This is a genomic window from Pseudarthrobacter sp. NPDC080039 (assembly GCF_040702335.1).
Taxonomy (GTDB): Bacteria; Actinomycetota; Actinomycetes; order Actinomycetales; family Micrococcaceae; genus Arthrobacter; species Arthrobacter enclensis_A.
In genome coordinates this window covers 1-26,749 of record NZ_JBFBKY010000020.1, presented here as the reverse complement: position 1 = coordinate 26,749, position 26,749 = coordinate 1, and the positions used below count along the sequence as shown (strand labels likewise).

Annotated in this window: 18 protein-coding genes and 6 pseudogenes; 18 read left to right on the top strand and 6 right to left on the bottom strand. The window is 62.3% G+C overall.

What is annotated here, in order from left to right; translation table 11 throughout:
* The 6 genes and pseudogenes from AB0313_RS17280 to AB0313_RS17255 all read left to right on the top strand — a co-directional run bounded on the left by AB0313_RS17280 (window position 1) and on the right by AB0313_RS17255 (window position 6,674).
* Window positions 1-1,491, top strand: coding sequence for a sugar ABC transporter ATP-binding protein (locus AB0313_RS17280; RefSeq protein ID WP_366307042.1), 1,491 nt, complete (start codon window positions 1-3; stop codon window positions 1,489-1,491).
* The gene (locus AB0313_RS17275; protein ID WP_366307040.1) at window positions 1,484-2,476 is read left to right on the top strand and encodes an ABC transporter permease; all 993 of its coding nucleotides are present in this window, start codon (window positions 1,484-1,486) and stop codon (window positions 2,474-2,476) included. The genes AB0313_RS17280 and AB0313_RS17275 overlap by 8 nt, the downstream gene beginning before the upstream one ends.
* Window positions 2,473-3,471: a deoxyribose-phosphate aldolase gene (gene deoC, locus AB0313_RS17270; RefSeq protein ID WP_366307038.1), complete on the top strand. Its 999-nt coding sequence runs from the start codon at window positions 2,473-2,475 to the stop codon at window positions 3,469-3,471. Before AB0313_RS17275 ends, deoC begins: the two co-directional genes overlap by 4 nt.
* A gap of 16 nt (window positions 3,472-3,487) precedes the next feature.
* Entirely contained in the window at window positions 3,488-4,939 is a 1,452-nt protein-coding gene (locus AB0313_RS17265) for an aldehyde dehydrogenase family protein (protein WP_366307036.1), read from the top strand.
* Complete coding sequence (locus AB0313_RS17260) at window positions 4,936-5,823, top strand: aldehyde dehydrogenase family protein (RefSeq protein ID WP_366307034.1); 888 nt, start codon at window positions 4,936-4,938, stop codon at window positions 5,821-5,823. The genes AB0313_RS17265 and AB0313_RS17260 overlap by 4 nt, the downstream gene beginning before the upstream one ends.
* 230 nt (window positions 5,824-6,053) lie before the next feature.
* A pseudogene (locus AB0313_RS17255) lies at window positions 6,054-6,674 on the top strand (recombinase family protein).
* A gap of 213 nt (window positions 6,675-6,887) precedes the next feature.
* Here the strand turns inward: AB0313_RS17255 and AB0313_RS17250 are convergent.
* Both AB0313_RS17250 and AB0313_RS17245 read right to left on the bottom strand, forming a co-directional pair.
* The gene (locus AB0313_RS17250) at window positions 6,888-7,592 is read right to left on the bottom strand and encodes a FadR/GntR family transcriptional regulator (RefSeq protein ID WP_366307032.1); all 705 of its coding nucleotides are present in this window, start codon (window positions 7,590-7,592) and stop codon (window positions 6,888-6,890) included.
* A gap of 68 nt (window positions 7,593-7,660) precedes the next feature.
* Window positions 7,661-9,445, bottom strand: a complete 1,785-nt coding sequence (locus AB0313_RS17245; RefSeq protein ID WP_366307030.1) for an IlvD/Edd family dehydratase — start codon at window positions 9,443-9,445, stop codon at window positions 7,661-7,663.
* Window positions 9,446-9,637: 192 nt separating this feature from the next.
* On the opposite strand from AB0313_RS17245, the gene AB0313_RS17240 reads away from it, so the two are divergent.
* The 5 genes and pseudogenes from AB0313_RS17240 to AB0313_RS17220 form a co-directional block, all read left to right on the top strand.
* On the top strand, window positions 9,638-10,951 hold the full coding sequence (locus AB0313_RS17240) for an MFS transporter (protein WP_366307028.1): 1,314 nt from the start codon (window positions 9,638-9,640) through the stop codon (window positions 10,949-10,951).
* Between the two features lie 41 nt (window positions 10,952-10,992).
* Window positions 10,993-11,931, top strand: a complete 939-nt coding sequence (locus AB0313_RS17235; RefSeq protein WP_366307026.1) for an acetaldehyde dehydrogenase (acetylating) — start codon at window positions 10,993-10,995, stop codon at window positions 11,929-11,931.
* Between the two features lie 2 nt (window positions 11,932-11,933).
* Complete coding sequence (dmpG, locus tag AB0313_RS17230) at window positions 11,934-12,965, top strand: 4-hydroxy-2-oxovalerate aldolase (RefSeq protein ID WP_366307024.1); 1,032 nt, start codon at window positions 11,934-11,936, stop codon at window positions 12,963-12,965.
* 192 nt (window positions 12,966-13,157) lie between these two features.
* Window positions 13,158-13,325 (top strand): hypothetical protein, encoded by a 168-nt coding sequence (locus AB0313_RS17225; RefSeq protein ID WP_366307022.1) that lies wholly within the window; start codon window positions 13,158-13,160, stop codon window positions 13,323-13,325.
* 539 nt (window positions 13,326-13,864) lie between these two features.
* A pseudogene (locus AB0313_RS17220) lies at window positions 13,865-14,143 on the top strand (transposase); the annotation flags it as partial.
* 20 nt (window positions 14,144-14,163) lie between these two features.
* On the opposite strand, the gene AB0313_RS17215 reads toward AB0313_RS17220, so the two are convergent.
* The gene (locus tag AB0313_RS17215) at window positions 14,164-15,213 is read right to left on the bottom strand and encodes an IS110 family transposase (protein ID WP_366307020.1); all 1,050 of its coding nucleotides are present in this window, start codon (window positions 15,211-15,213) and stop codon (window positions 14,164-14,166) included.
* A gap of 265 nt (window positions 15,214-15,478) precedes the next feature.
* Between AB0313_RS17215 and AB0313_RS17210 the strand changes: the two are divergent.
* From AB0313_RS17210 to AB0313_RS17195, 4 genes and pseudogenes are all read left to right on the top strand, one after another.
* Window positions 15,479-16,339, top strand: a pseudogene (locus tag AB0313_RS17210) (IS3 family transposase); the annotation flags it as partial.
* A gap of 332 nt (window positions 16,340-16,671) precedes the next feature.
* The gene (locus tag AB0313_RS17205; protein ID WP_366307018.1) at window positions 16,672-17,271 is read left to right on the top strand and encodes a PepSY domain-containing protein; all 600 of its coding nucleotides are present in this window, start codon (window positions 16,672-16,674) and stop codon (window positions 17,269-17,271) included.
* 425 nt (window positions 17,272-17,696) lie between these two features.
* Window positions 17,697-18,602, top strand: coding sequence for an Abi family protein (locus AB0313_RS17200; protein ID WP_366307017.1), 906 nt, complete (start codon window positions 17,697-17,699; stop codon window positions 18,600-18,602).
* Window positions 18,603-19,011: 409 nt separating this feature from the next.
* Window positions 19,012-19,158 carry a hypothetical protein gene (locus AB0313_RS17195; RefSeq protein ID WP_366307015.1) on the top strand — a complete coding sequence of 49 codons (147 nt, stop codon included), beginning with the start codon at window positions 19,012-19,014 and terminating at the stop codon, window positions 19,156-19,158.
* Window positions 19,159-19,420: 262 nt separating this feature from the next.
* On the opposite strand, the gene AB0313_RS17190 is transcribed toward AB0313_RS17195, so the two are convergent.
* Both AB0313_RS17190 and AB0313_RS17185 read right to left on the bottom strand, forming a co-directional pair.
* Entirely contained in the window at window positions 19,421-22,063 is a 2,643-nt protein-coding gene (locus tag AB0313_RS17190; protein ID WP_366307013.1) for an AMP-binding protein, read from the bottom strand.
* Between the two features lie 96 nt (window positions 22,064-22,159).
* Window positions 22,160-22,453, bottom strand: a pseudogene (locus AB0313_RS17185) (multicopper oxidase domain-containing protein); the annotation flags it as partial.
* Window positions 22,454-22,645: 192 nt separating this feature from the next.
* On the opposite strand from AB0313_RS17185, the gene AB0313_RS17180 reads away from it, so the two are divergent.
* Both AB0313_RS17180 and AB0313_RS17175 read left to right on the top strand, forming a co-directional pair.
* Window positions 22,646-24,172 (top strand): HD domain-containing phosphohydrolase, encoded by a 1,527-nt coding sequence (locus AB0313_RS17180; RefSeq protein ID WP_366307011.1) that lies wholly within the window; start codon window positions 22,646-22,648, stop codon window positions 24,170-24,172.
* Window positions 24,173-24,261: 89 nt separating this feature from the next.
* Entirely contained in the window at window positions 24,262-25,089 is an 828-nt protein-coding gene (locus AB0313_RS17175) for an alpha/beta hydrolase (RefSeq protein ID WP_366307009.1), read from the top strand.
* 32 nt (window positions 25,090-25,121) lie between these two features.
* Here the strand turns inward: AB0313_RS17175 and AB0313_RS17170 are convergent.
* Window positions 25,122-25,333: pseudogene (locus AB0313_RS17170) on the bottom strand (recombinase family protein); the annotation flags it as partial.
* A 985-nt stretch (window positions 25,334-26,318) separates the two neighbouring features.
* Here AB0313_RS17170 and AB0313_RS17165 point away from each other — a divergent pair.
* Window positions 26,319-26,749 (top strand): annotated as a pseudogene (locus AB0313_RS17165) (hypothetical protein); the annotation flags it as partial.

The window sequence follows — 26,749 nt, the reverse complement described above, 5'->3', positions numbered from 1 at the left end:
ATGACACCCGCACTACGCATGGAAGGAATCATCAAAGCCTTCCCAGGAACCCTGGCATGCAACGAAGCGTCCCTCGAAGTCGCTAAAGGCGAAGTGCACTGCCTTCTGGGAGAAAACGGCGCCGGCAAAAGCACCATGATGAAGATCCTGTCCGGGTCCTACCAGCCGGACGCAGGAACGATCCACATCAACGGGGCCCAAAAAACGTTCCACAACCCCCTGGACGGAGTTCACGCCGGCATCAACACCATCTACCAGGAGCTCGACCTCGTCCCCGATATGACCGTCGCGCAGAACCTGTTTCTCGGCCATGCACCAACCCGGGGCCCGTTCGTCAACATCCGCAAACGAGACGAGCTGGCAGCGTCGGCCATACGTCGCGTCGGAGGCAAGTTCAGCCCCAAAGCAACCGTCGGATCCTTGTCAGTCTCGGAACAACAGCTGACCGCCATCGCCCGAGCCCTCACGTCCGACGCCCAGATCATCATCATGGACGAACCCTCGGCGACCCTCACCGACCACGACCTGCGGGCTGTGTTCGACGTCATCCGGGAACTGGTCGCCGAAGGGAAATCCATTATCTACATCTCCCACCGGCTCGATGAGATTAAGGAAATCGGTGACCGCGCAACCGTCATGCGCGATGGTCAGACAGTGGGCGTCTTCAAGGTCAAGGAGACCACGAAGGCACAAATGGTGGACGCCATGATCGGCCGCAAGGTCGATTCCACCGGATCAACCAGACCCGTCTTCACCGGCGAAGGCAACCTTCTGGAGATCAGGCGTGCCACTATTCCCGGGATCATCGACGTATCCGGCATCTCCGTCCGGCCAGGAGAAATTGTCGGTCTCGCCGGGCTCGGCGGCGCAGGACGGACCACGCTGCTATCGGCCGTATTCGGCATCAACAAATGCGAACTGGACATGGATCTCAACGGACAATCACTCAAGGCCATAACACCCGAACAGGCCGTTCGGCTCGGCGTCGGCCTCGTCCCGGAGGACCGAAAGAAGCAAGGCCTGCTGCTGGAAATGTCCGTTGTCCGCAACGCAGGACTCGCTGCGCTCAAACCCTTCGGCACAAATCCTGCCGCACGCGCCAAGAAAGTCGCCGCCGGGCCGCTGGCCCAGCTGGGCGTACGCTACGCATCCCTCCACCAAGCCGTTGGGCAGCTCTCCGGAGGCAACCAGCAAAAAGTCGTGCTGGCCAAGTGGATGGCCAAGGGAATCAGGCTACTGCTGCTGGACGAGCCGACACGTGGCCTGGACATTGGCGCCAAGGCCGATCTCTTCGAGCAGGTCCGCGCCCTGGCCGACACCGGGGTCGGGATTCTGATGGCCAGCAGTGAGCTCTCCGAGCTCACCGAGAACTGCGACACGATCTGGGTCCTCCACGAGGGCACAAACGTGATCCGCTACGACCCCAGAACCACCGATCCGGCCGAAATCGCCCGCTCCGTCGTCACAGGAAGCACAACGTCCAATGTCTAATACCGCAGTCATCACACGCGAAGCACCCTCAACCGAAAAGGAACACCGACAAAACCTTATTGTCCGGTTCAACCTCCTCTTCATCTTTATCGCACTGTTTGTTATCTCCTCCATAGCCGCACCGCAGTTCCTTACACCCCAGAACCTGGCAAACCTCCTCCAGCAATCCAGCCTGATCGGCATCGTCGCCGTCGGCATGACGCTGGTCATCCTGACGGCAGGAATCGACCTTTCAGTTGGCAGCGTCGCCGCACTGGCCGGCATGCTCGTTGCCATCCTGATCGGCGTCGGAATTCCTTGGCCCGTCGCGCTCATTCTTGCCATCGCGGCCGGAGCGACCTCGGGGGCGATTGTTGGCAGCCTCAGCGCATACCTCCGCCTACCTGCCTTCATGGTCTCCCTGGCAGCCCTGCAAAGCGTCAGGGGCCTGACCTATCTCACCACCAACGGGACACCCACCACATCGGAGATTCCCACCGGGCTGCGTTTCCTCGGCGCCGGTTCGGTAGGTCCCATCCCCACCGTCGGAATCATCTTCATCGTCGTTGCCGTTCTCGCCGGCCTCATGCTGAAGAAGACCACCTACGGCGAATACATCTACGCCGTCGGAAGCAACAAGGATGCCGCACGGCTCTCGGGCCTTCCCGTCCGGCGCATCCTGACCAGCGTCTACATCATCTCGGGGGCGTTGGCCGCATTCGCTGGTGTGCTGCTCACCGCAAGGCTCACCATCGGACAGCCAACAGCAAACCAGGGCCTGGAACTGGATGCCATCGCCGCCGTGGTCCTCGGCGGAACCAGCCTCTTCGGCGGAAAAGGCGGGATCTTTGGAACTTTCATCGCCGTGCTTCTTCTCTCGGTACTGCGCAACCTGTTCAATCTCCTTGGCCTTAGCTCCTTCTTCCAGATGCTGGTCACCGGATTGATCCTCATCGCCGCCCTCATTCTCAACCACTTCCTGGACCGCAGAGGAAAAATCGCATGAGCAAGTCCCCCGCCGTCGCCAGCCTCACCCCCGTAGACTCGGAAAGCATTCCGGCTCTGCCAGCGGCCCTTGCAACCGCAGGCAGGTCCAGCGAATCGCTCACCGCATTTCTGCACGCACTTCCCGCAGTAGATCCCGTCGGCCTGGAAGCCAGAATCGCCGGCCTCGGCACCCGCTCGATCAAGAAAGAGACTAAGGCCCAGCTCATCGACCTGGCCATCAGCATGGTCGATCTGACCACGCTGGAAGGCGCGGACACCCAAGGCAAGGTCCGCAGCCTTTGCCGCAAAGCAATGCTCCCGGACCCGGAATACCCGGACACGCCGCGGACCGCGGCAGTCTGCGTCTATCCGGACCTGGTGGCTACAGCCGTAACAGCCCTGGCCAGGTCAGGCGTCAAGGTGGCATCCGTTGCAACCGCCTTCCCGGCAGGCCGTTCATCCCTGGAGGTGAAGCTCGCCGACGTGGCCCTGGCGCTGCAGGCCGGCGCGGACGAAATCGACATGGTCATCGACAGGGGTGCATTCCTGGCCGGCGACTACGCCAAAGTCTTCTCCGAGATCGCCGCAACGAAGGCTGCATGCGGAAAAACCACTCTCAAAGTCATCCTCGAGACCGGTGAGCTGGGCACCTATGACAACATCCGCCGAGTATCCTGGCTCGCCTTGCTTGCTGGCGCGGATTTTATCAAGACATCAACCGGAAAGATCTCCCCGGCCGCGACCCTGCCGGTGACCTGTCTGATGCTCCAGGCCGTCAAGGACTGGCATCGTCTGACGGGCCAGTACCGATCAGTGAAGGCAGCCGGCGGAATACGCACCACCAAAGATGCACTGAAGTACCTCGTCATGGTCCACGAAATCGCCGGGCCCGAGTGGCTCCAACCCGACTACTTCAGGTTCGGCGCCTCCGGCGTAGTCAACGATCTGGTGATGCAACGCCGGACACAAAAAGAAGGCCACTACTCCGGTCCCAACTACGTGACCGTCGACTGAACAGGGAATCAAACTCATGGAACTTCAGTACGCCCCCGCACCCGAAAACGCTGCGACCGGCCGGCTGGCAACCCGCTACCAGATGTTCGTCGACGGCAAATTCATTGACGGCCAGGGCGAGGACATCGTTTCCATCAATCCGGCCACCGGTGAGCAGTTGGCAACCGTATCCAGCGCCTCCAGCACCGATATTGACACCGCTGTGGAAGCAGCCCGCCGCGCGTACACCAACGTCTGGTCGAAGATGCCGGGCAGCGAAAGGGGGAAGTACCTGTTCCGGATCGCCCGGGGCATCGCCGAACGCGCCCGCGAACTGGCCGTCCTCGAAACCCTGGACAACGGCAAACCGATCCGCGAAACCCGGGACTTCGACGTACCCACCGCGGCCCAGCACTTCTTCTACTACGCGGGATGGGCCGACAAACTGCACCACGCAGGGTTCGGCCCCCGGCCCGGCGCCCTGGGCGTCGCAGCACAGGTCATTCCCTGGAATTTCCCGCTGCTCATGGCGGCGTGGAAGATAGCACCAGCCCTCGCGGCAGGAAACACCGTCGTGATTAAGCCCGCAGAGACGACGCCCCTTTCCATCCTCGTGCTCGCCGAAATCATCGCTGACGCCGGCCTGCCAGCCGGCGTCGTGAACATTCTCCCCGGTGCCGGCGACATCGGATCCGCACTGGTCAACCACCCCGGAGTCGACAAGGTGGCCTTCACCGGATCCACCGCAGTCGGCAAAAAAATCCAGCAAAGCCTCGCCGGAACCTCCAAAAAGCTCACCCTGGAACTGGGCGGCAAAGGCGCAAACATTGTCTTCGCCGACGCAGCCCAGGACCAAGCCGTGGAAGGGATCGTCAACGGCATTTTCTTCAACCAAGGCCAGGTCTGCTGCGCCGGTTCCCGGCTGCTGATTCAGGAATCCATCGCAGATGAATTCCTCGAACGGCTCAAAGCACGGACCAGTTCCTTGCGCGTCGGTGACCCCCTGGACAAGAACACCGACGTCGGGGCCATCAATTCCGCCACACAGCTCGCTAAGATCAACGAACTTTGCACGGCTGGCACCAACGAAGGCGCCGCACAATGGACCAGCCCAGTGGCCCTCCCCGAAAAAGGATTCTTTGTCGCGCCGACCATTTTTACGGAGGCCACCGCCTCCATGCGGATCAGCCGCGAAGAAATCTTCGGCCCCGTCCTGTCAACAATTACATTCCGCACCCCCGAAGAAGCCATCGCCAAAGCGAACAACACCCCTTACGGACTCTCCGCCGGGGTATGGACAGAGAAAGGCTCCCGCGCCATGGGTGTCGCGGCAGCCCTGGAGGCGGGCGTCGTATGGGACAACACCTTCAACAAGTTCGATCCCGCAGCAGCTTTCGGCGGCTACGGGGAATCAGGCTTCGGCCGCGAGGGCGGACCGAGCGGACTGGCCGCATACCTGGAAACCGACGATGAAGGAGTGCTCCAGTGACCAGAATTACAGTGCAAAAAACCTACAAGCTTTACATCGGAGGGGCCTTTCCCCGCTCCGAATCAGGACGTACCTATAGGGTCGCCGACAGCAAGGGGAACTTTGTGGCTAACGCTGCGCTGGCTTCACGTAAGGACGGCCGCGACGCCGTGACCGCAGCCCGAAAAGGACACACTGTCTGGGCTAACGCCACCCCCTATAACCGCGGTCAGGTGATTTACCGGATCGCGGAGATGCTCGAAGGCCGACGTGAGGACTTCTCGGCAGCCTTGATCCGCACTACGGGGATGCTCAAGGCCGGCGCCGAAGAAGAAATCGACGCGGCCATAGACCGGCTCGTTCACTACGCAGGATGGACCGACAAGCTTGCCGCAGTCTTCGGCAGCGCAAACCCAGTATCCGGCCCGTACTTTTCATACTCAGCCCCCGAACCAACGGGTGTCGTAGCTGCTGTTGCCCCCAATGACAGCCCTCTGCTGGGACTCGTGGCAGCCATCGCCCCGGTCATCTGCAGCGGAAACTCGATCGTACTGATCGCCGGCAGAGACACCCCCAACATCGCGGTACTCCTTGCCGAAACCCTGGCAACCAGCGATCTGCCAAGCGGCGTGGTCAACATTCTCACCGGACAAGCCTCAGAAATCATGCCCTACCTCGCCTCGCACGCCGACGTAAACGCCCTCGATCTTTCCGCGACTGGCCCGGAACTCCGCACTACTCTGGCAGAAGCCGCTTCAGGAACCGTCAAAAGAGTTTTCTCCCCTCGGGGCGAGCTCAACCCCAGGGCATTCCCGGGAACTGCCCGAATCCGGGCCTTCATGGAAACTAAAACAGTCTGGCACCCCGTTGGGGCCGTCTCCCTGACCTCGGGAGGAAGCTACTAAAACCGGAGGATAACAAGCGGAAACAGATGACGGAGTAATCTCTCACTAGCCGTACGGGTCGTGAGACAGTCCCTGAGACAGCTGTTAGGAGCTCTGTTCGCATGACCGATCGTAAGAAGTTCATGTAGCAGTTCAGGGACGAGGCTGTTGCGCTGGTCATCTCGTCGGGCAGCCAGTCGCACAGGTATGCCCGGATACAAGTGTCCTTGTAGGCACGTCGGCAAAACCGGGTGAGTAGGTTGGGAGGATCATACGAGCTCGAAGGTCAGGTTTTGGACTGGGTCTTCACGGATGCGGCTTCCAACAGAGAGACAGCCAGACCACAGCCCACAGAATTGCTGCGGTTCGCCCGAGAAGGGACAGCGTGGTCATGCACGCATGGACCGACTCGCCCGCAACCTCTATGACCTGCGCGCGGTGGTCCAGAGTCTCACCCACAAAGGGGTGCGGGTGGAGTTCGTTAGGGAGAACCTGGTTTTCACTGGCGAGAACTCCCCCGTGCCAACCTCATATTCTCCGTCATGGGCGCCTTCGCGGAATTCGAACGCTCTTTGATTGGAGAACGCCAGAAGGAAGGCATGGCCCTGGCCGCACAGCGCGGAGCCTGCAAAGGACGGAAGAAGGCCCTCGCACCGGAACGTTCGGCCGAACTGGTCCAGCGCTGGCAGCGGTTCCCAAAGGCCGTCCTCGCCCGTGACTACGGGATCAGCCGCGAGACCGTCTACCAGTACCTGCCCCACGCCAAGCTGGACAGAGCCTCTCCCCCTGCCGGCGTGGCCTTAATTCCGGACCCAAGGCGGCGATTACTGGTAAGCGTGCATATTCGGGTTCGCACTATTTGCTGCACCTGAAGACGCTATTCGTCGGGTTGGGGCACACCCCAACCTGACGCCAGGACGGCCGGACCTCGCATTCCTTGCCAGTTCGGCGGCCCGTGGGTTGGGCGGCTAGCTTCTTGAGCCGCGGGCTGCCCGGCGACAACTCTACCAAGAGGAATTCAATGTCTGATCTGCCGGGGCAGGCGGGTTCCGAGGCTCCTTGAATGGAGTCTCCCAGGTTGCCTGTTAGCGGGAAGAACGGACAGCTGAGGCGGTGTCTTCCAGCTGGACGAAGGAGGCTGTCTTGGCAGCCAGTTCGTCGCCATCTTTGATGGCTGTCAGGATGGCCTTGTGCCGCGGCAGAGTGAATTGCGCGTCATTGGGCCGCTGACTCGAAATCTTGATCGATTCGCTGATCGGCAGCAGGAGCATTTTGCAGAGATGAACCATGAGTTCGTTGTGTGTAGCTGCGGCAACGCTGCTGTGAAAGTCAGTGTCGGCCTGGACCCTTTGTTCCATCGAGGACGCCTCCTCCAGGCGGTTGTAGGCGTCCTCGATGGCCCTGATGTCGTGTACGTTGGCCTCTGCCGCAGCTACGGCGGCCATTTCCGGTTCCATGATGCGCCGAAGCGACACCAGCGAAGTGAAGAAGTCCCGGCTGGCGTCGCTCTTGATGAGCCAAAGCATGACGTCGGGGTCCAGCAGGTGCCATTCGGCACGCGGGCGGACGAGAGTTCCGGTTCGCGGCTTTGATTGCACCAGCCCTTTGGCACTGAGGACGCGGACTGCTTCCCGGACGACAGGACGGCTGACCCCGTACTTGTCGATCAGTTCCTTCTCTTGGGGGATCCGTGAGTCGGGAGCGAGTCGGCCGGAGACAATTTGGCTGCCCAGCTCGTGCACTATCTGCCCGTGCCTGCTCTTGCTGTCGCCGAGCTCTTGATAGTCCATCACCAATGCGGTCCTCTGCGGTCTCGTCAGCGATCCGCCCGTCCGCCATGCCGCTGGGCCAGAGCTACTCAGTGGGACAGCTTCGGAACGGCTGCTCTCCTACATCCTAGTAGGAAGCCGAAGTCACACCCCTGATCGGCCTGCAGGACATTGTCGACGTACAGCTTCTGGTAGCCGCCGGCCATGGGCGTCTCCCGGGAAGGCGCAATGTTTTGCAGCCGCAACTGGAGCTCCTGGTCGGAGATGTCGAGGTGAAGGGAGCCGTTGTCGCAGTCCAGTTCGATCCAGTCACCGTTGTGCACAGCGGCCAAGGGCCCCCCTGCGGCAGCTTCCGGGGCGACGTGCAGTACCACCGTGCCGTACGCCGTGCCACTCATCCGGGCATCCGATATCCTCACCATGTCCGTGACGCCCTGGGCGAGAAGCTTTGGCGGGAGCCCCATGCTGCCCACTTCCGGCATTCCCGGATATCCCTTTGGACCACAGTTCTTGAGAACGAGGATGCTGTCGGCGTCGCAGACGAGTTCCGGATCCTGGATGCGTTCTTCGTAGTCGGCGAAGTCTTCGAAGACGACCGCTTGGCCCCGGTGTTTCATCAGGTGCGGGGATGCGGCTGAGGGTTTGAGAACTGCACCCAGTGGAGCAAGGTTTCCCTTGAGGACGCAGATGCCGCCGTTGTCCACGAGCGGATTAGTGATCGTACGGATGCATTCCTCATCGTAGAGGGGGGATGCCTGACAGTTTTCCCAGAGGGAGCGCCCGTTGACCGTGAGGGCCTGCGGATGTGGAAGGAGTCCGTTTTCGCCCAGTCTCCGAATCAAGGCAGGGAGGCCACCGGCATAGTAGAAGTCCTCCATGAGCATGCGGCCCGATGGCTGGAGGTCAACGAGCGTCGGGGTACCCGCGCCCATCCGGGTCCAGTCGTCCAGATCGAGCTTGACCTCAATCCGTCCGGCGATTGCTTTCAGGTGGATGACAGCGTTGGTGGATCCGCCGATTGCAGCGTTGATGCGGATGGCGTTCTCGAAGGCCTCTTTGGTCAGGACTTTGGAAAGCTTCAGGTCCTCGTGGACCATTTGGACGATCCGGGAACCGGACAGGTGCGCCAGAACGTAGCGCCTCGAATCGACTGCGGGAATGGCGGCGTTGTGCGGCAGTGACGTTCCGAGCGCCTCCGCCAGGCAGGCCATCGTCGATGCCGTTCCCATGGTGTTGCAGGTACCCGCGGAGCGGGACTGGCCGGCCTCGGCGGACAGGAACTCGTCGAGGCTTATTTTTCCGGCATTCACGTCTTCGCTCATCTGCCACACCATGGTTCCCGAACCGACGGACTTACCGTTGTGCTTTCCATTGAGCATTGGACCGCCGGAGACAACAATGGTTGGAATGTCGCAGCTGGCGGCTCCCATCAACAGGGCCGGGGTCGTCTTGTCGCATCCAGTCAGGAGCACGACGCCGTCGATCGGGTTCCCGCGGATGGCTTCCTCCACGTCCATGCTGGCCAGGTTACGCGTCAGCATCGCCGTCGGCCTCAGGTTCGATTCTCCGTTGGAGAAGACCGGAAACTCCACGGGAAAGCCACCGGCTTCATAAATTCCGCGCTTTACATGTTCAGCGAGCTTGCGAAAGTGAGCGTTGCAGGGTGTCAGTTCCGAGAAAGTATTGCAGATACCGATGACGGGGCGCCCATCAAACTCATGGTCAGGGAAACCCTGGTTCTTCATCCAGCTCCGGTACATGAAGCCGTTCTTGTCTGCCGTTCCGAACCAGCCATGGGAACGAAGTGGTTTTTTCTCTTCGGGCATCTTTGCCACCTCCGGTATCAGAGCCACCAGGTGAAGCAGCTCACTCATATAGTCATACTATATAGCCCTTACGCGCGCCAGGCGAGTCGATTATTTCCTACAAGAGCGGAATCTTGACGCCAAAATAGTCATACTATACTGTTCCTTCAGTTCCCCTTCTTGCCTTTTGGAGGGGCCGTCACGGCCGGCAATCCGCCCGCCCTCTTACGAGTTCAAAGCCTCAATGAGGAGACGCTTGACATGAACCTTGAAACCGCCACGCTCCGCCGGGTCACCGGCAGACTTGTCCCGTTCCTGATCCTTCTTTACGTCGTCGCGTTCATCGACCGTTCCGCGGTCGGGTTCGCCAAGCTTCAGATGGGCACCGATGTAGGGATCGGAGACGCCGCCTACGGGCTCGGCGCCGGTCTCTTCTTCATCGGGTATTTCCTCTTTGAGGTGCCAAGTAATTTGGCTTTGGACCGGTTTGGTGCCCGGCGTTGGTTCGCGCGGATTCTCATAACCTGGGGAGTCATCACCGTGGCGATGGCGTTCACCAATGGCCCCGAGATGTTTTACACATTGCGCTTCCTGCTCGGAGCTGCCGAGGCCGGCCTGTTCCCGGGCATCATTTACTACATCACCACTTGGTATCCCGTCAGGCACCGTTCCAAGATCCTCGGATACTTCATCCTGGCTCAGCCCGTTGCGCTGATGATTACCAGCCCGCTTTCCGGCTGGGCAATGAGCGCAGCACCGTTTGGCCTGCGCGGGTGGCAGTGGCTGTTTATCGTCGTTGGCGTACCCGCGATATTCATGGCATGGCCCACCCTGAAGGTCCTGCCCGAGGGACCGAAAGAGGCCCGGTGGCTGAACGAGGACCAGAAGAACTGGATCGCGCAGCAACTGGAGAATGACCGCATCAAGTACGGCCAGAGTACTCATGGAAACCCACTGCGGGCGCTCGGTGACCGACGCGTACTTATGCTCTGCCTTCAGTACCTTCCCGCTTGCCTTGCTGTATACGGCCTGAGTCTGTGGATGCCCACGATCGTGAACGCCTTCGGAGGCTCAACGCTGCAAACTGGTTTCGTCTCCGCTGTTCCGTACCTGTTCGGCATCGCAGGCTTGCTGTTCATCCCCCGCTACGCCGGCAAGCTGCGGGAGAACTACGCCGTCATGAGCGTTCTTTACGCGTTGGGCGGCATGGGCCTGTACGTCACGGCCACGGTTCCGGATCCTGTCCTGCAAGTCGCTGCATTGTCCCTGACGGCCCTGTGCCTGTTCTCCGTCATCGCTGTCTTCTGGACCATCCCTGGCACATTCCTGCTGGGAACTTCCGCCGCCGCGGGCATCGCCCTCATCAACTCGGTGGGTAACCTGGGCGGCTATATCGGACCGTTCGCGATCGGTGCGATCAAGGAGGCCACGGGTTCCCTCGCAGGGGGAATGTATCTCCTGGCCGGGGCTATGGTCTTCGGCGCTGCCATCACCTGGGCAACGCGTGTGATCATTCGCCGCTCCAATCCGACCACAGGCGCCGCGAGCATTCCGACGGAAACCCTCAAGGTTTGACGCTGAATTTCCCCCTTCCCCCCACTATCTGAGGATCAACCATGGCAAAGAAAACAGCCGCGATCGTCGGCTCCGGCAATATCGGCACCGACTTGATGTTCAAGCTGATGCGCCGCAGCAACAACATCGAAGTCAAGTACATGATCGGCGTGGACCCTGCCTCTGACGGGCTCGCCCGAGCCGCCCGTCTCGGCATCACCACGTCCGCCGAGGGCGTCGACTGGCTCCTGGCCCAGAACGAACTGCCTGACTTCGTCTTCGAATGCACCTCAGCGAAGGCCCACGAAGCCAACGCGCCCAAGTACAAGGACGCCGGCATCCACGCGATCGACCTGACTCCTGCCGCCGTCGGCCCCTACCTGTGCCCTGTGGTGAACCTGGACTCCCTGGAGGATGTCCTGAACGTCAACATGATCACGTGTGCTGGCCAAGCAACCACCCCAATCGTCGCCGCGGTGTCTTCCGTGGTCCCCGTGGACTACGCGGAAATCGTCGCTTCGATCGCCTCGAAGTCCGCAGGCCCCGGCACCCGGGCCAACGTCGATGAGTTCACGGAGACTACGGCCAAAGCGCTGGAAGAGGTCGGCGGCGCCAAGCGTGGCAAGGCGATCATCATCATCAATCCGGTGGAACCGCCCATGATCATGCGCAACACCATCTACGCCGCGATCCCCGCCGCAGCGGCCGAGCCCGGTGAACTCCAAGACAGGATCCGCGCCGCCATCGATGAGGCCGTCGCCCGGATCCAGTACTACGTCCCCGGCTACTCGCTTCGCGTGGAGCCCCAATTCGATACGGCCCGCGAGGACTGGAACGGCAACGGCCGCGTCGGCATCTGGGTTCAAGTCAAGGGCGCCGCCGACTACATGCCCGAATACGCCGGCAACCTGGACATCATCACCGCGGCAGCCGCCCGGACAGCAGACCTGCTCGCAGAGCGCATCGACGCCGCCACGTCGGCAGCAACCGTAGGAGCATGACCATGACCCGGACACAGGACCTCAGCATCCGGCTGACAGACACCACCCTGCGCGACGGCTCGCACGCCATGAGCCACAAATTCACCGAAGAGCACGTCCGCTCCGTGGTCCGCGCCCTTGACGACGCAAAAGTGGAGGTCATTGAAGTCACCCACGGCGACGGCCTTGGCGGCTCATCATTCAACTATGGGTTCTCGCTGACCCCCGAGCTGGACCTCGTCCGCGCCGCGGTGGACGAGGCCCGGAATGCCAAAATCGCGGTGCTCATGCTCCCCGGGCTCGGAACCATCCACAACCTCAACCAGGCACACGACGCGGGCGCATCGCTGGCCCGCATCGCCACGCACTGCACCGAGGCCGACGTCTCCATCCAGCATTTCCAGCACGCCCGCCAGCTCGGCATGGAAACCGTCGGATTCCTGATGCTCTCGCACCGCGCCACTCCGGAAAAGCTCGCCGAACAGGCGCGCATCATGGCCGACGCCGGCTGCCAGTGCATTTATGTTGTCGACTCCGCCGGAGCCCTCATCCTGGAGGACGTCTCCGAACGGGTCGCCGCGCTCGTCGCGGAACTCGGCAACGACGCCCAGGTCGGGTTCCACGGGCACCAGAACCTAAGCTTCGGGGTGGCCAACTCGGTGTATGCCGCACGCGCCGGAGCCAAACAGATCGACGGAACATTACTGGCTCTCGGCGCCGGAGCGGGAAACTCACCCACCGAGGTGCTCGCAGCCGCTTTCGAACGCGTGAACGTCCACACCGGAGTCGACGTTCACGGCGTCATGGCCGCCGCAGAGGACGTCGTCAAGCCCATCGTCACCCGGATGCCGGTCATGGACCGGGCCTCCATCATGCAGGGCTACGCCGGCGTCTACTCCTCCTTCCTCATCCACGCCGAACGCGCCGCGGACCGTTATGGTGTCCCCGCCTGGCAGATCCTCGAGGAAATCGGCAAAGCCGGCTACGTCGGGGGCCAGGAAGACATGATCGTCGACGTCGCAGTTCAGCTCGCCTCAGGTGCACGGGTCGCCTAAGGTTCAACACCCGGGGCGTCGGACTCTACTTCGTCCGGCGCCCCGCGCACCTCCCGCCACCTTCCACCTTCCACCTTCCAAGAGAGCAAAATGACCGCCTACCGGCACAACTAATGGAGCCAGCTCGTCGGGGCCTTTGTTGAAGTTCACAAGAATCATGAGCTGTTCCGTACGGGGTTCGTTGATGATGCCATGCCGAACTCAAGCGCCCTGTGGCTCGCTGCCGACGAAGACCACGGCCGGATGATCATCGAGGCAGGAGAGGGATACGACGTGTGGGTCGAATCCCGGGAACTTGAAGGCAAGCACCGCTACAGAATGACCGCATCAGCGCTGCACCTTGGGAGCGGGCACAGATAGAAGAGAAACAGAGCCCGCCATTGGGTTAGGAGACGCGTCCTAACTCCCTTAGGTGTGAAGGTTCCAGCCAGGGCAGAGAACACCTTCGCGTTGACGGCCTGTATCGGCAGGTCAGAACGGTCGATAGGTTCAAAAGCAAGCGCGAGGCAAAGTTCGTCGGGCGGTAAAGCCAAACAACCACGCCGAGCGGCCGCGCCCGGAGTGTTTGCAGATGAAGTTCGGCCCCGGCCAACGGCGAAGGACCGAACTTCAGCCGTATCACGGCTGCGTCCCCTCTGTGTGCGTTGCTCGTTCGGTTGGGCTTTGGCCCATCAGTGATCCTCTTGATCGCCAGGCTGAGGTACACACCACCTGACACCGTGTGATTCACACTAGGACGATAGACATGCTGAAGTGTGGACCGAAAGCTGAGACCACCAGGGCGCAACTCGCACGGAGCTGTTGCGGTTCGCGAGCGATGGGGACATTGCCCTGGGACTGCCCCCGGTTTTGTTGACTCCTTGACCTAGCGAGCATGTGCTCGTGGAAGGATGTTGACCATGCCCACGCCTTATGGGGCGGAGTTCCGCCAGGATGTGATTGATGTGGCCCGCAAAGGCGAGGCGCCGCTGGCACAGATCGCGAAGGACTTCGGGCTTTCGGTCACGACGCTCAAACGCTGGATCGCGATCGCCGAACGTAAAGATTCCGGTGCCGGCCCAGCTGCGGCGGAGTCGGCTGAGATGCGGGAACTGAAGAAGCGGAACCGCCTGTTGGAGCAGGAGAACGAGATCCTGCGCCGGGCAGCTGCCTATCTGGCCCGGGACATCAACCCAAAATGACTCTTCTATGGGTGCTGTCAAGCCATGATGGTTTGTAGTTGGCGGAAGATGGAGCGGCAGACGTAGCGTTTGAGGTTTCGGCGGATCTCCCGGTTTGATTTCCCTGTTGCTCGGCTGCGGGCCACGTAGTCCTTGGTTGCGGCGTCGAAGCTCATGCGGGTCCGGACGATGACATCGAAAGCCCGATTGAGCTGCCGGTCGCCCGAACGGTTGAGCCGGTGCCGGGTGGTGTTCCCGGAGGACGCCGGGCGCGGGGCGACGCCGCCGAGTGCAGCGAAAGCAGCTTCTGACCGGATCCGGCCGTGATGAGAGTACGCGCAGATGATGATCGCTCCTGTTACGGGCCCGACGCCGGCGACGGACTGGAGTCCCGGCGCCAGTTCTTCGGTGAGCTGCGCCAGTTCCTTGTGGTTTTCGGCGAGCCGGCTGGTGAGGTCTTGGATGGCCAGGGCCAGTCGTTTTGCTTCGACACGGGCGATGCGGCTCACGGGTTCGATGCTGGTTGAGGTCCGCCAGGCTGCGATGGTGGTGATCTGCGCGTCCCGCAGGGATGACCGGGCGTCGATTCCGAGGTCTGTGCCGCGGAGCAGGGCCGTGAGGGCATTGCGGTTCGCGGTGCGTTGGTGATCCAGGAGGGACCGGGAGGCCAACAGAATCCTGACGGCGGCCCTGGTGCCTGCAGCGCGCGGCTCGATCACCTGGTGACGAGGACGCCCGAGGACCGAACGTGCTGCGGCTTCGGCGTCAATCGGGTCCGATTTGCCGGTGAATGCCCGCGAGGAGCGGGTGGGTGGCCTGACCTCGCCGACTTCGATGTCAGCGGCAATCAGTGCCTGGGTAAGCCTGGCACCGTAGGAAGACGTGCCCTCGACGGCCGCGAAGACCCTTTCCCCGCCCGTGCGTCTCCGGATCCAGGTGATCGCACGGTTCATTCCGGCGGAGGTGGTCGGGAACGCGGCTGTGTCGACCACGGCACCGGTTGAGGCGTGAACGGCTGTGTAGGTGTGGGTGCGGGCGTGAGTGTCGACCCCGACGACGAACTCGAATTCTTCGGCGATGATCGCCATAGTGCTCTCCTTTTATCATGAACCGGACAAGTGGCAGGAGCCTGCCTGGGTCGCTTCGGAGACGCATCTGTAACGGGTCACACCAAAGTGGACAGTCTTCTGATCAGGTCATCCGCGGCGGGCAGACCGGTGCCCAGGACACGGGCGCGGACGCGTCATTTTCAAGACACCGCGGGTCGCGGGTCGGATATACCCTGAGTCACACGCCGTCCCCCGGGACCAGCCTGCCAGCTGGCCTCTGGCCGGCACATGACCATTACAGACCTACCCGCTGGTCACGGATCTTGCCGCCGACGGTGTTCCCGTGGCGGTGACCTGCAGGGTGTTGGGCTTCAGCAAGCAAGGCTACTACCGGTGGAAGGCAAATCCGGTGACGGAACGGGACTGGGCGGATGCGCACGTGGTCAACGCCGCGCGGGACATCCACGCCGACGATCCTGCTTTCGGATACCGCTTCATCGCCGACGAACTCCCCGAGAAGGGCATCACCGCGGGTGAGAACAGGGTCCAGCGCTTATGCAGGGACCACGGCATCTGGTCCGTGTTCTCCAAGAAGCGGGGCCTGAACCGGAAGCCCGGGCCGCCGGTCCATGACGACTTGGTGAAGCGGGACTTCACCGCTGACTCACCGAACGAGCTGTGGCTAACCGACATCACCGAACACCCTACCGCTGAGGGCAAGCTCTACCTCTGCGCTGTGAAGGACGTCTACTCCGGAAGGATCGTCGGCTACTCGATGGATGCACGGATGAAGTCCTCGCTGGCCGTCGCCGCACTGGAGAACGCGGTGCGAGCCCGCCAGCCGGCAGGAACAGTGGTCCACTCGGACCGTGGCTCTCAGTTTCGGTCTCGCCGCTTCGTTGAAGCGCTCCGGCACCACGGGCTCACAGGATCAATGGGCAGAATTGGTGCGTGCGCGGACAACGCCGCGATGGAATCGTTCTTCTCGCTGCTGCAGAAGAACGTCCTGGACCGTCAGCGCTGGCTCACCAGGCAGGACCTGCGCCTCGCCATCATGACCTGGATCGAGAGGACCTACCACCGCCGGCGACGGCAAAGACGGCTGGGAAAACTCACGCCCATCGAATATGAAACAATCAACCGGACCGCGCTCACAGCGGCCTAAGACCCCGAGTCAACAGAAGCCGGGGCAGTCCCCCTCGTCCGGAGCATGGAGCGAGCGGTTTAACGCAAGCTCGACGACCTTCGCGCTCTCGTCCATGGTGGAGGCCTAGGCAAGATGCCGGAACTTCACGCGGTGAGATGAGGCTATTGCCGAGGTGCTTCATGTGATGCCTATTAATGCACGTTGGACGGGGCTGACCGGTGGAGGGCGGGCATTGACGCTGGCCAGACAGTCACAGCCGGTGCACAGCAGGATGAAGGTAGTCCGACAGGGTTCTCTCGGAGGATAAGAACAGCTTCGAAAGCCGGAGTGGAACCAGCAAGGAGAAAACTGTGAACAACGTCCGAAAAATCGCGGCAGGTGCCACCCTGATCGGCGCCCTCGTCGGCGGCGGCGCACTCGCCGCCAACGCCGCCACCACCACTCCCTCCCCGTCCACCACCTCAACGGCAGCGGCCGACGGTACCGGCCACGGCAACGAAACGGCCCTCACCGGCGACATTGCGGCGAAGGTCAAGGACGCCGTGCTGGCAGCCAACACCGGCGCGACCGTGGAGAACATGACGACCGAGGATGACGGCAGCGCAGCCTACGAAGCCCACATCACCAAGGCCGACGGCACCCACGCCACCGTCAAACTCGACGCCAACTACACCATCACCGCCACCGAAGCCGGCGGCAAGGGCGGCCACGGCGGCCACCACGGGACCGAAACCGATCTCACCGGTGACACCGCCACCAAGGTCAAGGACGCGGTGCTGGCAGCCAACGCCGGCGCAACCGTCGAGAACATGACCACCGAGGACGACGGCAGCGCAGCCTACGAAGCCCACATCACCAAGGCCGACGGCACCCACGCCACCGTCAAACTCGACGCCAACTACACCATCACCGCGACCGAAGCCGGCGGACAGGGCGGCCACGGCCACTAATCCTGCTGCACTCCTTCGGGCGGGCCCCACACTGCGGGGCCCGCCCGACGACCACCTAGCCGGAACGACCCCGGTCATGGGCACTCGGCCCTGGCGGATCCGCCCCACCCAGCCGCCGCGGGGTCCCTAAATACTCGAGATGCGCGCTTCGCTACTTGCAGTTCCTTTGGGAGATTTCGATTGTTCGCGAGCGTCATCAGGCTGATTCGCCGTCCCCGATGCTGTCAGTATGAGATCTAAGAACGTCATGGTCCGTTGTCATTGAATTGGAATCTCACGCTATTCTGACGCTGGCGCACGCTGGCAGCTGTTGCCTCGACTGGAGCCACATTCGGAAAACCGATATAGTCGAAGCACTACGACCGGTTCCGCCTACTTCGGTAGGTCCAGGGCCGGTCTTCACTTTCCCTGAGCAGGAGGCTCAGTTGACCGCACCCGTTAAGGCCTACAAGACCTACACGGAGCAGGTCGACCTCCTAGCCTCCCGAGGGATGGGCATTGCCGATAGGGAAGCTGCCATCCAGCAGCTACAGCACATCAACTACTACCGCTTGAGCGGGTATTGGTATTCATTCAGGCGCCAAGGACCTGCAGGCCGGGACGACAGCTTCTACACTGGAACAACATTCGCTGACGTAGTCAGGCTTTACAGCTTCGATGCCAGTCTCCGAACAGCAACCTTCGCCTCCCTCACACCGATCGAGCTGGCATTGCGAGCATTACTCGGGCATGCGTTGGGGACGATCGACGAATGCGCCCATCTCAAGCCAGCGCTTCTTGGGCCGAGGGCAGGCCAGGGCACCTCCTATGTGACGTGGATGCAACGGTACAAGAAGAGCCTCGCCGATTCTAAGGAAGACTTCGTCAAGCACCATCATGCCAAGTACGGGGGAACTCTTCCCGTTTGGGCAGCCGTTGAAATTCTCGACTGGGGAGCACTCACCTACCTGTACGGTTTCTCACCTCGACAGATCCAAGACGACATCGCGGACACGTTTGGCCTCACCGCCCCGCAGCTCGAATCCTGGATGAAATCACTTAACGTCCTGAGGAACATCTGCGCCCACCACGGGAGACTCTTTAATAAGGTCCACGCACTAAAGCCCAAACTTCCAAACGTGGGCCGACTGCCTGAACTTGATCATGCCCGCCAAGAAATGAACCGGACCTTCGGGCAGCTCACCCTCATCCAGTACATGCTGCAGGCACTCAATGTAGGTCGCCTCCAGCTCCTCCCGGCCGTCTTGCGCTCATATCCTGATGTTCAGTTACTTCCCATCTCGCATATTGGAGCCCCGCGCGACTGGTCCACATCCCCGCTCTGGAGCTAGCTGCCCGACGGGCGCCCGAGGTGTGGGAATTCAAACACGCAGCTTGACGGAATCGCAACTATCGGCTCTTCGGATTCGACGGGGGAGTGTATCTAAGAGAGCGGGCCTGCGTTAGGGAACGCGTCCGCGGAGTGTTGGACTTGCCTGGGCGCCAGCACGAGGAGTGTTTATGAGGAACCCTCGGTCGCCGGGAGTATCCCAGCCGCCACAGGCCGTTGGCCTCGCGATGAACGGCAATTGCGGCGGCAGCGTCCGGCTCCTCGAGCAGGCAGGGCACCACGCTGGGTGAATATTGACGAAGTCCTGCGAGGACTATGCACGTAATCATTCTGAATCTTGATCAGAGGTTCGCATCATTAGGTCAGGAACGATAAAACCCCAATCGCAAATGAAAGAGCAGGTAGTAAAGGTGGCAACCAAGGCAGAAAAAGCTAAGTTCAGGTACAGCGACTTTTATTGCTTCATGTCGCTTGCCGACTTCACCGCATACATTTCAACCGATGACCGTGACGAGGACCACAGCATCCCGATCAGCCTCACCCGCCCAGAAGCCTGACCCTCCTGAGGCCAAGGGTCATGATGCTTCAGTCGGGTTGTTGTGGGAGCTCGTGCTCAGGAAAGGCGGAGAAAGGCCCAATATGCTTTCAGGGTCCCTTTTCTCGTACTTTGGCGTCTCGGCCGGCCGCTCGGTTGTTCCAAACTTCAGCCCGCTCCCGGGGATCAAAAGACCCAATTCTTTGACGTAAGTACGCAAAGCCCTGAGCCGGCACCTCAGCTGTCTCGGATCCGTCCCGGTATCGCCGGCCGCCTGTCAGCGTCTACGGGGTCAATGCCGGGTTCGCCGCTGGTGCTCCACTTCGGGGGCGAGAAAGGGCTTTGATTTGGCGGTGCGCACTCGTCACGCGATTACAGAGCGCCCAGTACGCAATCCCGGCGGTCAGTGACGCGGCCACCGCGAGGGGACGGTTGATGTCTGCTACCGGCGGGTAGACCAGCCAGTGAACGAGGTAGATGTGCAGTGAGGCGCTGGCCAGGATGGCGGCAGGTCGGGCCAGGGCACGCGGCACGGGGAGGGCGGGCAGCCAGGTGAGCAGCAGGATGCCGGCCATGATCGTGGATTCGCGGTGGGCGTCGCCGTCGAAAAACCCTGGGATCGTTACGACAGCCAAAACTGAGACCAGCAGGCGCTGCAGGAGGTTGCGCGAGCGGGCCACGGCCCAACCCAGGGCGAAGAGCCACAGTGCAGGGATGGTGTGAGGCACTCCCGGTTCCACGATCTCGTAGCGGGTGAGCAACCCGGCGCCGAACAGTATCAGCGGGTAAAGGAACGGGAAGCGGCGTTCGCTGCGGTGGACCCAGGGGATGGCGAGCAGGGCGGCCATGGCCAGGAGGATATAGACAATGTCTTCGATGAACCAGAAATGCCATTGGGTCGTGACTTCCACAGGCCCGAGGATGGCGTTGAGGAGCACGACGTTGGCCAGGCTGTAGCGGTCGGTGACCAGATATGCGAAGGCGATGAACGCCATCGCGGGCAGCGCGATCCGGGCAACGCTGGCGAGCTGGCGTCGAAGGCGGGGTATTCGTTGGCCGGAGAGCTGGAAGCGGGCGAAGTTGTACCCAGCGGCGGCGATCAGGACATGGGCCATGCCCTGCCAGTCGAAGAGTCCAATGTGTGTGCTGACGATGAAGACGATGCCGACGGCGCGGAGGACGATGCTCGTGTCGACCGGCGCCAGCCTCCGCTTCATGCTCGATGCGCGGGAGGGGTCTCTGGGTTTCGGTCCGGGTTCGAGCCTGCCCACCGGTGTGATATGCCAGTCAGGGGGTAGGTGGCCGAGTATCTGTTCCAGCCGGACGGATGCGGCCACGAAGGAGAGGGAGTCGCCGCCGAGCGAGACGAACGTGTCGGTGTCCTCTACCTCGGTGACCTCAAGGGCGTCTTTAAATATCTGCTTCACCGTGGCGGTTTTAGGAGTGCTGCGCAGGGCGTCGTCCGGCGGTTCAGTTGATTCGTCGTGGCTCTCCGCGAGGGTTGGCCTTGGGGCGCGAGTATCGGGGAAGGACCCCGCCGCCGGGGTCCTGTGGGCAGCGAGGTCGGCGACGGCAGGGTAATCAAGTTTGCCGCTGCCCAGTCGGGGTAGTTCCTTGACGGCGTAGAGGCTCAGGGCGGCGCGGGGAAGTCCCACGCCCTGTGCGAGGACCTTGGACAGAAGTTGGGTGTCATGCTCACCCTCGACGGCTACGACCAGGTGGTCGTCGGTGCCGGTGCTGGCCGCGGCCACTCCGAGGTCTGCCAGGATGCGTTCGACCTGTCCGAGGTCAACGCGCAGGCCCACGATCTTGACGAAGCGGCTGCGCCGGCCCACAACTTCGTAGAGGCCGGCGGCGTTCTTCCGTGCCAGGTCGTCGGTGCGCAGTTCTGTGATGGTCCGGCCCCGGGACAGGTCGTCCGGGGTTTCGGCGTAACCGAGCATCACGTTCGGTCCGCTGTACACCAGCTCGCCGCCGTCGGGCAGGCCATCGACGGGATCGATGCGGAAGGCGCCTCCGGGCACGGGGAGTCCGATGGCTTCCGGATGCTCTGCGGCAAGGTGCGGGGGCAGGTAGGCCATCCGGGCGGTAGCCTCTGTTTGTCCGTACATGACAACCAGTTCCCACCCCCGCCGCCCGCCCAGTAGTGCGTATTGGCGCACCTGGTCTGGGGCCAGGCGCCCTCCCGCTTGGGTGATGTAACGCAGGTCCGGCAGGTGCATGTCGCCGAAACCCACCCGGTCAAGAAGCTCGAACGTGTAGGGAACGGCAGCGAACGACGTGCAGCGCTGCTGTCGGAACAGCTCCCAGAAACATGGGTCGACCACGGACAGTGCGGTCAGCACCAGCGTGGCGCCGCGCGTCAGGTGGCTGTTGATCACCGAGAGTCCGTAGCAGTAGGACATCGGCAACGTGGTGGCGGCCCGGTCCTCCGCCGTAATGCCAAGGTACGAGGCAATGGATTCGGCATTCGCCTGGAGGTTGGCGTGGGAAAGCCGCACCAGCTTCGGCGAACCCGTCGACCCTGAGGTACTCAGGAGCAGGGCAAGGTCCGGGTGCAGCTCGTGCCGGCTGCCCCGGCGCCGCTCAACCAGCGAAATTTTCCCATTGCCAGGACGAAGCACCACGTCCGGATCGTACGCGGCCACCAGTGATTCCAGGGCTGGTGGCTTGTCTTCCGGAAGAAGAATCAACGGGTGCCCGCCCGCCAGAGCAGCCAAATACGCGATCAGCGACTCAACACCATTGGACGCCGCCAGGGCCACCAGGCGCCGTCCTGTGCCAAGCTGTCGGGCAAGAGCGTCAACCCGCTCCGCCAAGTCACGGTAAGTCAGGGTTACCCGGTCGGTGATGATGGCAGGGGTATCTCCGAAGTCCGCCAGCCCCCAAGCGAAAGGTACCCCCGCGATTTCAAGCTGCGTGGTCATTTCACCGAGCTTATTAGGTGAGCCTTGCCTAAGTACAATCCGCCTTGCGAAGAGGGATGGGGAGAGGCCTGTGTCGCATGGGTTGACGGGTGGTTGTCAGGGGTTGACCTGGATGTATCCCATCATGCCGTGGTCTTCGTGTGCTGCGATGTGGCAGTGGAACATCCATAGACCCGGGTAGCCGGAGAATTGCTGCCGGATGACCACCCGGCCGGGGGTGCCGCTTACCGCGTGGGGAACGATGACGGTGTCCTGCCGGTGCGGGGAGAGCGCCGAGATGCCGTTGATCGAGGTGACCTGGAAGGCGTTGCTGTGCATGTGGAACGGGTGATCTTCACCGCTGGTGTTCGTGATGGTCCATTCCTCGACTGTTCCGGGTTTTGCTGGCGTGCCGAAGGTCGGGGAGCCATTCGCTAACGCGAGTGACGTCGGTGTCTGTTTGTACTGGCGCGTTGATGCTCGCTGCGTAGCGGCGCAGGTAGTCCACTACGTCTTCGCGCAACATTAGGCCTCTGGGTCCGGCCCGGTGTAGGGCCCGGTGTAGAAGAAAAAATACCGGTCGTCCCGCGCTAAGATTGCCCTGTGCAGATTCGGCTGGCCGAGCCGCTGATCGCGCTGTCCGGCGTGGGTGATTTGGGTCGCGAACGCCGGGCAGGTGCAGCGGCCCGAAGTTGTTTCGTCGCGAGTCGGCTCGCCCGGGCCATGGGCCTGACGGACGCCGGGATCCACGACGTGTTCTACGCGGCTCTCCTCCAGCACGTCGGATGCGTGGGGTATGCACAGGAGACGGCCGCCATCTTCGCCGGCCGGGACATCGAGATGAATCACGCCGGCTCTTATACCGATTTCGCCGATCCTGCAGACTTCTTCAGGACGTTTATCCCAGAGCTCACAGCGGGTACCGATCTCCCGACCAAGGTCCGTCTCCTTGCCGCTGCACTCATCAAGGCTCCGAAACTCGGGCCCGTCATCCACCGGGCCTCCTGCGAGATCGCCTCCAGTACGGCGCAACGGATAGGTTTGGGGTCCGGCGTGGTCGAAGCACTGCGCACGGTAGAGGAGTGGTACGACGGTCACGGCGGCTTTCAAGGTCTGTCCGGCGAAGACATCCCTCTCACGGCCCGGGTGGTCCTTACGGCCATGACCGCCATGACCTTCCGCGAATTGAGCGGGGCCGCCGCAGCGCTGCAGGTGGTTGCTCAGCGCGCCGGCAAGCAGTTGGACCCCGCGGTGGCAGAGGCGTTCGCAGCTCACGGCCGCGACATCCTAGAGGCTCTCGACGCCGCTGACGTCGAAGCGGAGCTCTCCGCCGAGGAGCCTCGGCCGTTCGTCCTTGTGGACGAGGACCAGCTGGATGAGGTGGCCCTGGCCTTCGGTCAGATCGTGGACCTCAAGACCCCGACGTCGTACGGCAACTCGCGGGCAGGGTTCGAGATTGCGGGCCGGGCCGCCAAGGTCATGGGCATCGACAGCGGTCCCGTCCGCAGGGCGGCAGCGCTCCGGGACATAGGCAAGGCTGCGGTTTCGAACGGAATCCTCGGGAAGCCGTCCGCCTGGACCCGTGCGGAGCAGGAAGAGTATGACCTTCATCCCCTGCACACTCACCGAATTCTTGCTCGCTCGCAGACCCTTGCGGCCGAGGCCGAACTCTGCGCCGTGCATCACGAACGCGAGGACGGATCGGGCACTTTCAAAGGCCTGCGCGGAGAGAACATCCCCGCCGGGGGTAAGCTGCTGGCCGCTGTCGACGCTTATCTGGAGGTGACTCACCCTCGTCTCGGAGAGCCGATGACGCCTCAGCAGGGGTGCGAACAGCTCGGCCGCCTCGCACGGCAGGGAGCCTTGCATCCTGCGGCGGTGCGTGCCGTCGTCGTCGCCGTGACCGGTGTGGAAGCTCACTTGTGCCGCGATCTGCCCGCAGGCCTTACCGAGCGGCAAGTGGAAGTCCTCCGGCACCTCGCCAATGGGGACAGCAACAAGCAGATTGCCAGGACATTGGTGGTTTCGCCCCGCACCGCTGAGCACCACGTCCAGGACATTTACCGGAAGATCGGGGTCTCCAGCCGAGCCGCCGCCGCCCTTTTCGCGATGCAGCACGGTCTCCTCTGACGTCACCAAAGACTGGTAGTTCTGCCGATGCGTTCCACGTCGCAAGGGACGAAGCTAACTTCATCGGCACGAATACCAAGGAGGCAGCCATGAAAACACAAGAACATGCAGTTACACGGACCCCCATCACGGACCTCTACTGCGAAGTCCGTGGCGACGGCCCCGCCGTCCTCATGGTCCCGGGTGCGACCGGCGACGCGGGGCATTTCACGAAGACTGCGGAGATCCTCAGCGATGAGTTCACCGTCATCACCTACGACCGGCGCGGCAACTCCCGCAGCACCGAAGGCGCCGACCGCGACGGTAGTGCGACTATGGGCGCCCAGGCCGACGACGCGGCGGCACTGATCGCCGACTGCGGGCTGGAGAAGGCCCTCGTCTTCGGCACGAGCGGCGGGGCCATCATCACGTTGGAACTCGTTACCAGGCATCCGCAACGGGTAAGCGCGGCGGTCATCCATGAACCGCCGCTCGTTGGCCTCCTGCCGCCGAGCGATGAACCGAATCCCTTGGACGCGGTGTTCCGGCACGCGGAGACGAACCCTCGTGGCGCATTGCAGGAGTTCATCGCCCTCAACGCGAGCCCCACCGCCTTGAACGGCGTGGATCCCGCCACCCGTGAACGGCTCTTCGGCAACGCGGAGCACCTGTTCGGCAAGGAAGTGATGGGCTTCCTCGGCTACCAGCCGGACGCCGACGCCCTCCAGCGGTCCGCGGTTCCGCTCACCCTGCTCCGGAGCATCGACGGGCTTCCATTCGCACCGATGACCAACGGTTGGCTCGCCGCTCATCTCGGGCTTGAGGAACACCTCATCAACCTTCGCGGCGGAACTCCGGCCGTTCCTCCGGGCTCTGGTCGAGTCCTGACGATGGTGGGAGGAGAGCAGATGAAACCTAGAAGGGTCTCCACCACCTGAACACTGCTACCTCGCGGAGCCCGCCCGGATGGCATGGACCGGGCAAGCCCGGTCCATGCTGTGAACCACGACGGTGTCCCCGTCCCAGGGGAACCGCAACAGCTCGGTGAGTTCTGGCCTGGACGTGTCCCTACCCCGAAGCCTTATCCGTGAAGACCCGGTCCAAGACCTGACCTTCGAGCTGATGTTTCTCGTTCTGGTCCAGCATGCTGACGTGCACGCACCCAATCCGCTGTCCGCCCACCACTACTGCCTCCAAACCTCCGCCTGTGAGGTTGAGTTCTAGGCCTCTCCGACTTAGGAGTCAAGGGCGGCGACGGTCCCCTGTTCGAATGTGTACCCCAACCTGACAACACCGCAGTCAGGCATGGTTTTGCGGGCTGAATAGCCCGATCCGCTTCAGTCAAAGCGTTGGATAATTGACTACGCAACGAATTTTTAGGTCCTGTTGTGTCACGACTAGCAAGGGCAGTCGGCGGTTCTAATCGACCGCCTCGAAATTCGAGTCCTCGACAGATCCTACGGCCCCCTCATACGGTGGGTCCCAGGGTTCCTCGGGAAAGGTGATGCTTCCCCCACAACCGGGGATTCGTGGGGGTTATTCACCGCTACGACTGCGGCAAGGACCTTCCCTCCGCTCCCGAAAATCTATCCATGGATAACCCGAACTGTCCCCAATCGTGGACAGACGGGGGCGGGCCAGGGTTCAGCGCGACGGGGAGTGGCGCCGCGCCCTCACGACGCCGCCTGGGTGCCCGTCGTTAAATTGACTCGGCCGGCAGCAGCAGGCGCCCGGTGCGGGTGAGGGAAGTGGACTGGCTTAACTTGGATGGGTAACACAAGCTGGACGGGTGCGTGGCCGACTGAATCGTTGATCGAGTTCTGCCTTGCGTGATTCCGGACAAATCGGGCGCGTGAGACCGGAGGCTGTCTGATCGATGAGACGTCTCATACCCCAAAGGTTTCGAGGCGATCTGGGGAATAGCGCCGCTTAGACGGTGTAACCGTTGTAGTCGCAAGATCCGCGGGGCTAGACTATCGATGACCCGCTGTGGTATTGCGGGTGTCACGCTTGGTTCGGCGAGGTCTCGGCACGAAGCGGCACAGGGCCAAGGCGATGATTGTCGCCCGGGCTCCGTCCGCTCAACGGCTTCCCGCGCGGGAGGCCAGTTCACGCCGTTGTCTGCACTGGAGGACGCGGCCAGCCTCCGTCCAGGAAGCAGTCCCACATGTCCATCCATCCCTCCCCTAAGCGTTCCCTTTGGGCCATCACGGCCCTTGTCGGGCTCATCGTCGGCCTCTTCGGTACTGCTCCGGCCCAGGCGTCCGCCACGGAGGACCCCCATGCCGTCACCTGGAAAGTACTGGTCGGTGAGCAGTCCCCGGATATGGCGATCCAGGGGATGCGTTTCCTTCCCGGTGAAATCTGGATTGATCAGGGAGACTCCATCTCATTCCTGGCCAACAGTGCCGAGATCCATACCGTGAGCTACGGGACACCCCCGCTCCCGCCCACGAGCGTCGATAACGTCCTGGCGGACGCGGTCCCGCGGGTCGGCGGTCCCGTGTTCGACCCGGCAGCGACCTGGACCAATTCCGGGATCCTTACGACCATGCCGTCCCCTGAATTCCCCTCGACAACTTCTTACGACCAGAAGTT

Excerpts from the sequence above, each read along its gene's own strand:
- AB0313_RS17280 (WP_366307042.1), top strand. The coding sequence starts at position 1 with ATGACACCCGCACTACGCATGGAAGGAATCATCAAAGCCTTCCCAGGA.
- AB0313_RS17275 (WP_366307040.1), top strand. The coding sequence starts at position 1,484 with ATGTCTAATACCGCAGTCATCACACGCGAAGCACCCTCAACCGAAAAG.
- deoC (WP_366307038.1), top strand. The coding sequence starts at position 2,473 with ATGAGCAAGTCCCCCGCCGTCGCCAGCCTCACCCCCGTAGACTCGGAA.
- AB0313_RS17265 (WP_366307036.1), top strand. The coding sequence starts at position 3,488 with ATGGAACTTCAGTACGCCCCCGCACCCGAAAACGCTGCGACCGGCCGG.
- AB0313_RS17250 (WP_366307032.1), bottom strand. The coding sequence starts at position 7,592 with ATGGACTATCAAGAGCTCGGCGACAGCAAGAGCAGGCACGGGCAGATA.
- AB0313_RS17245 (WP_366307030.1), bottom strand. The coding sequence starts at position 9,445 with ATGAGTGAGCTGCTTCACCTGGTGGCTCTGATACCGGAGGTGGCAAAG.
- AB0313_RS17240 (WP_366307028.1), top strand. The coding sequence starts at position 9,638 with ATGAACCTTGAAACCGCCACGCTCCGCCGGGTCACCGGCAGACTTGTC.
- AB0313_RS17235 (WP_366307026.1), top strand. The coding sequence starts at position 10,993 with ATGGCAAAGAAAACAGCCGCGATCGTCGGCTCCGGCAATATCGGCACC.
- dmpG (WP_366307024.1), top strand. The coding sequence starts at position 11,934 with ATGACCCGGACACAGGACCTCAGCATCCGGCTGACAGACACCACCCTG.
- AB0313_RS17225 (WP_366307022.1), top strand. The coding sequence starts at position 13,158 with ATGCCGAACTCAAGCGCCCTGTGGCTCGCTGCCGACGAAGACCACGGC.
- AB0313_RS17215 (WP_366307020.1), bottom strand. The coding sequence starts at position 15,213 with ATGGCGATCATCGCCGAAGAATTCGAGTTCGTCGTCGGGGTCGACACT.
- AB0313_RS17190 (WP_366307013.1), bottom strand. The coding sequence starts at position 22,063 with ATGACCACGCAGCTTGAAATCGCGGGGGTACCTTTCGCTTGGGGGCTG.
- AB0313_RS17175 (WP_366307009.1), top strand. The coding sequence starts at position 24,262 with ATGAAAACACAAGAACATGCAGTTACACGGACCCCCATCACGGACCTC.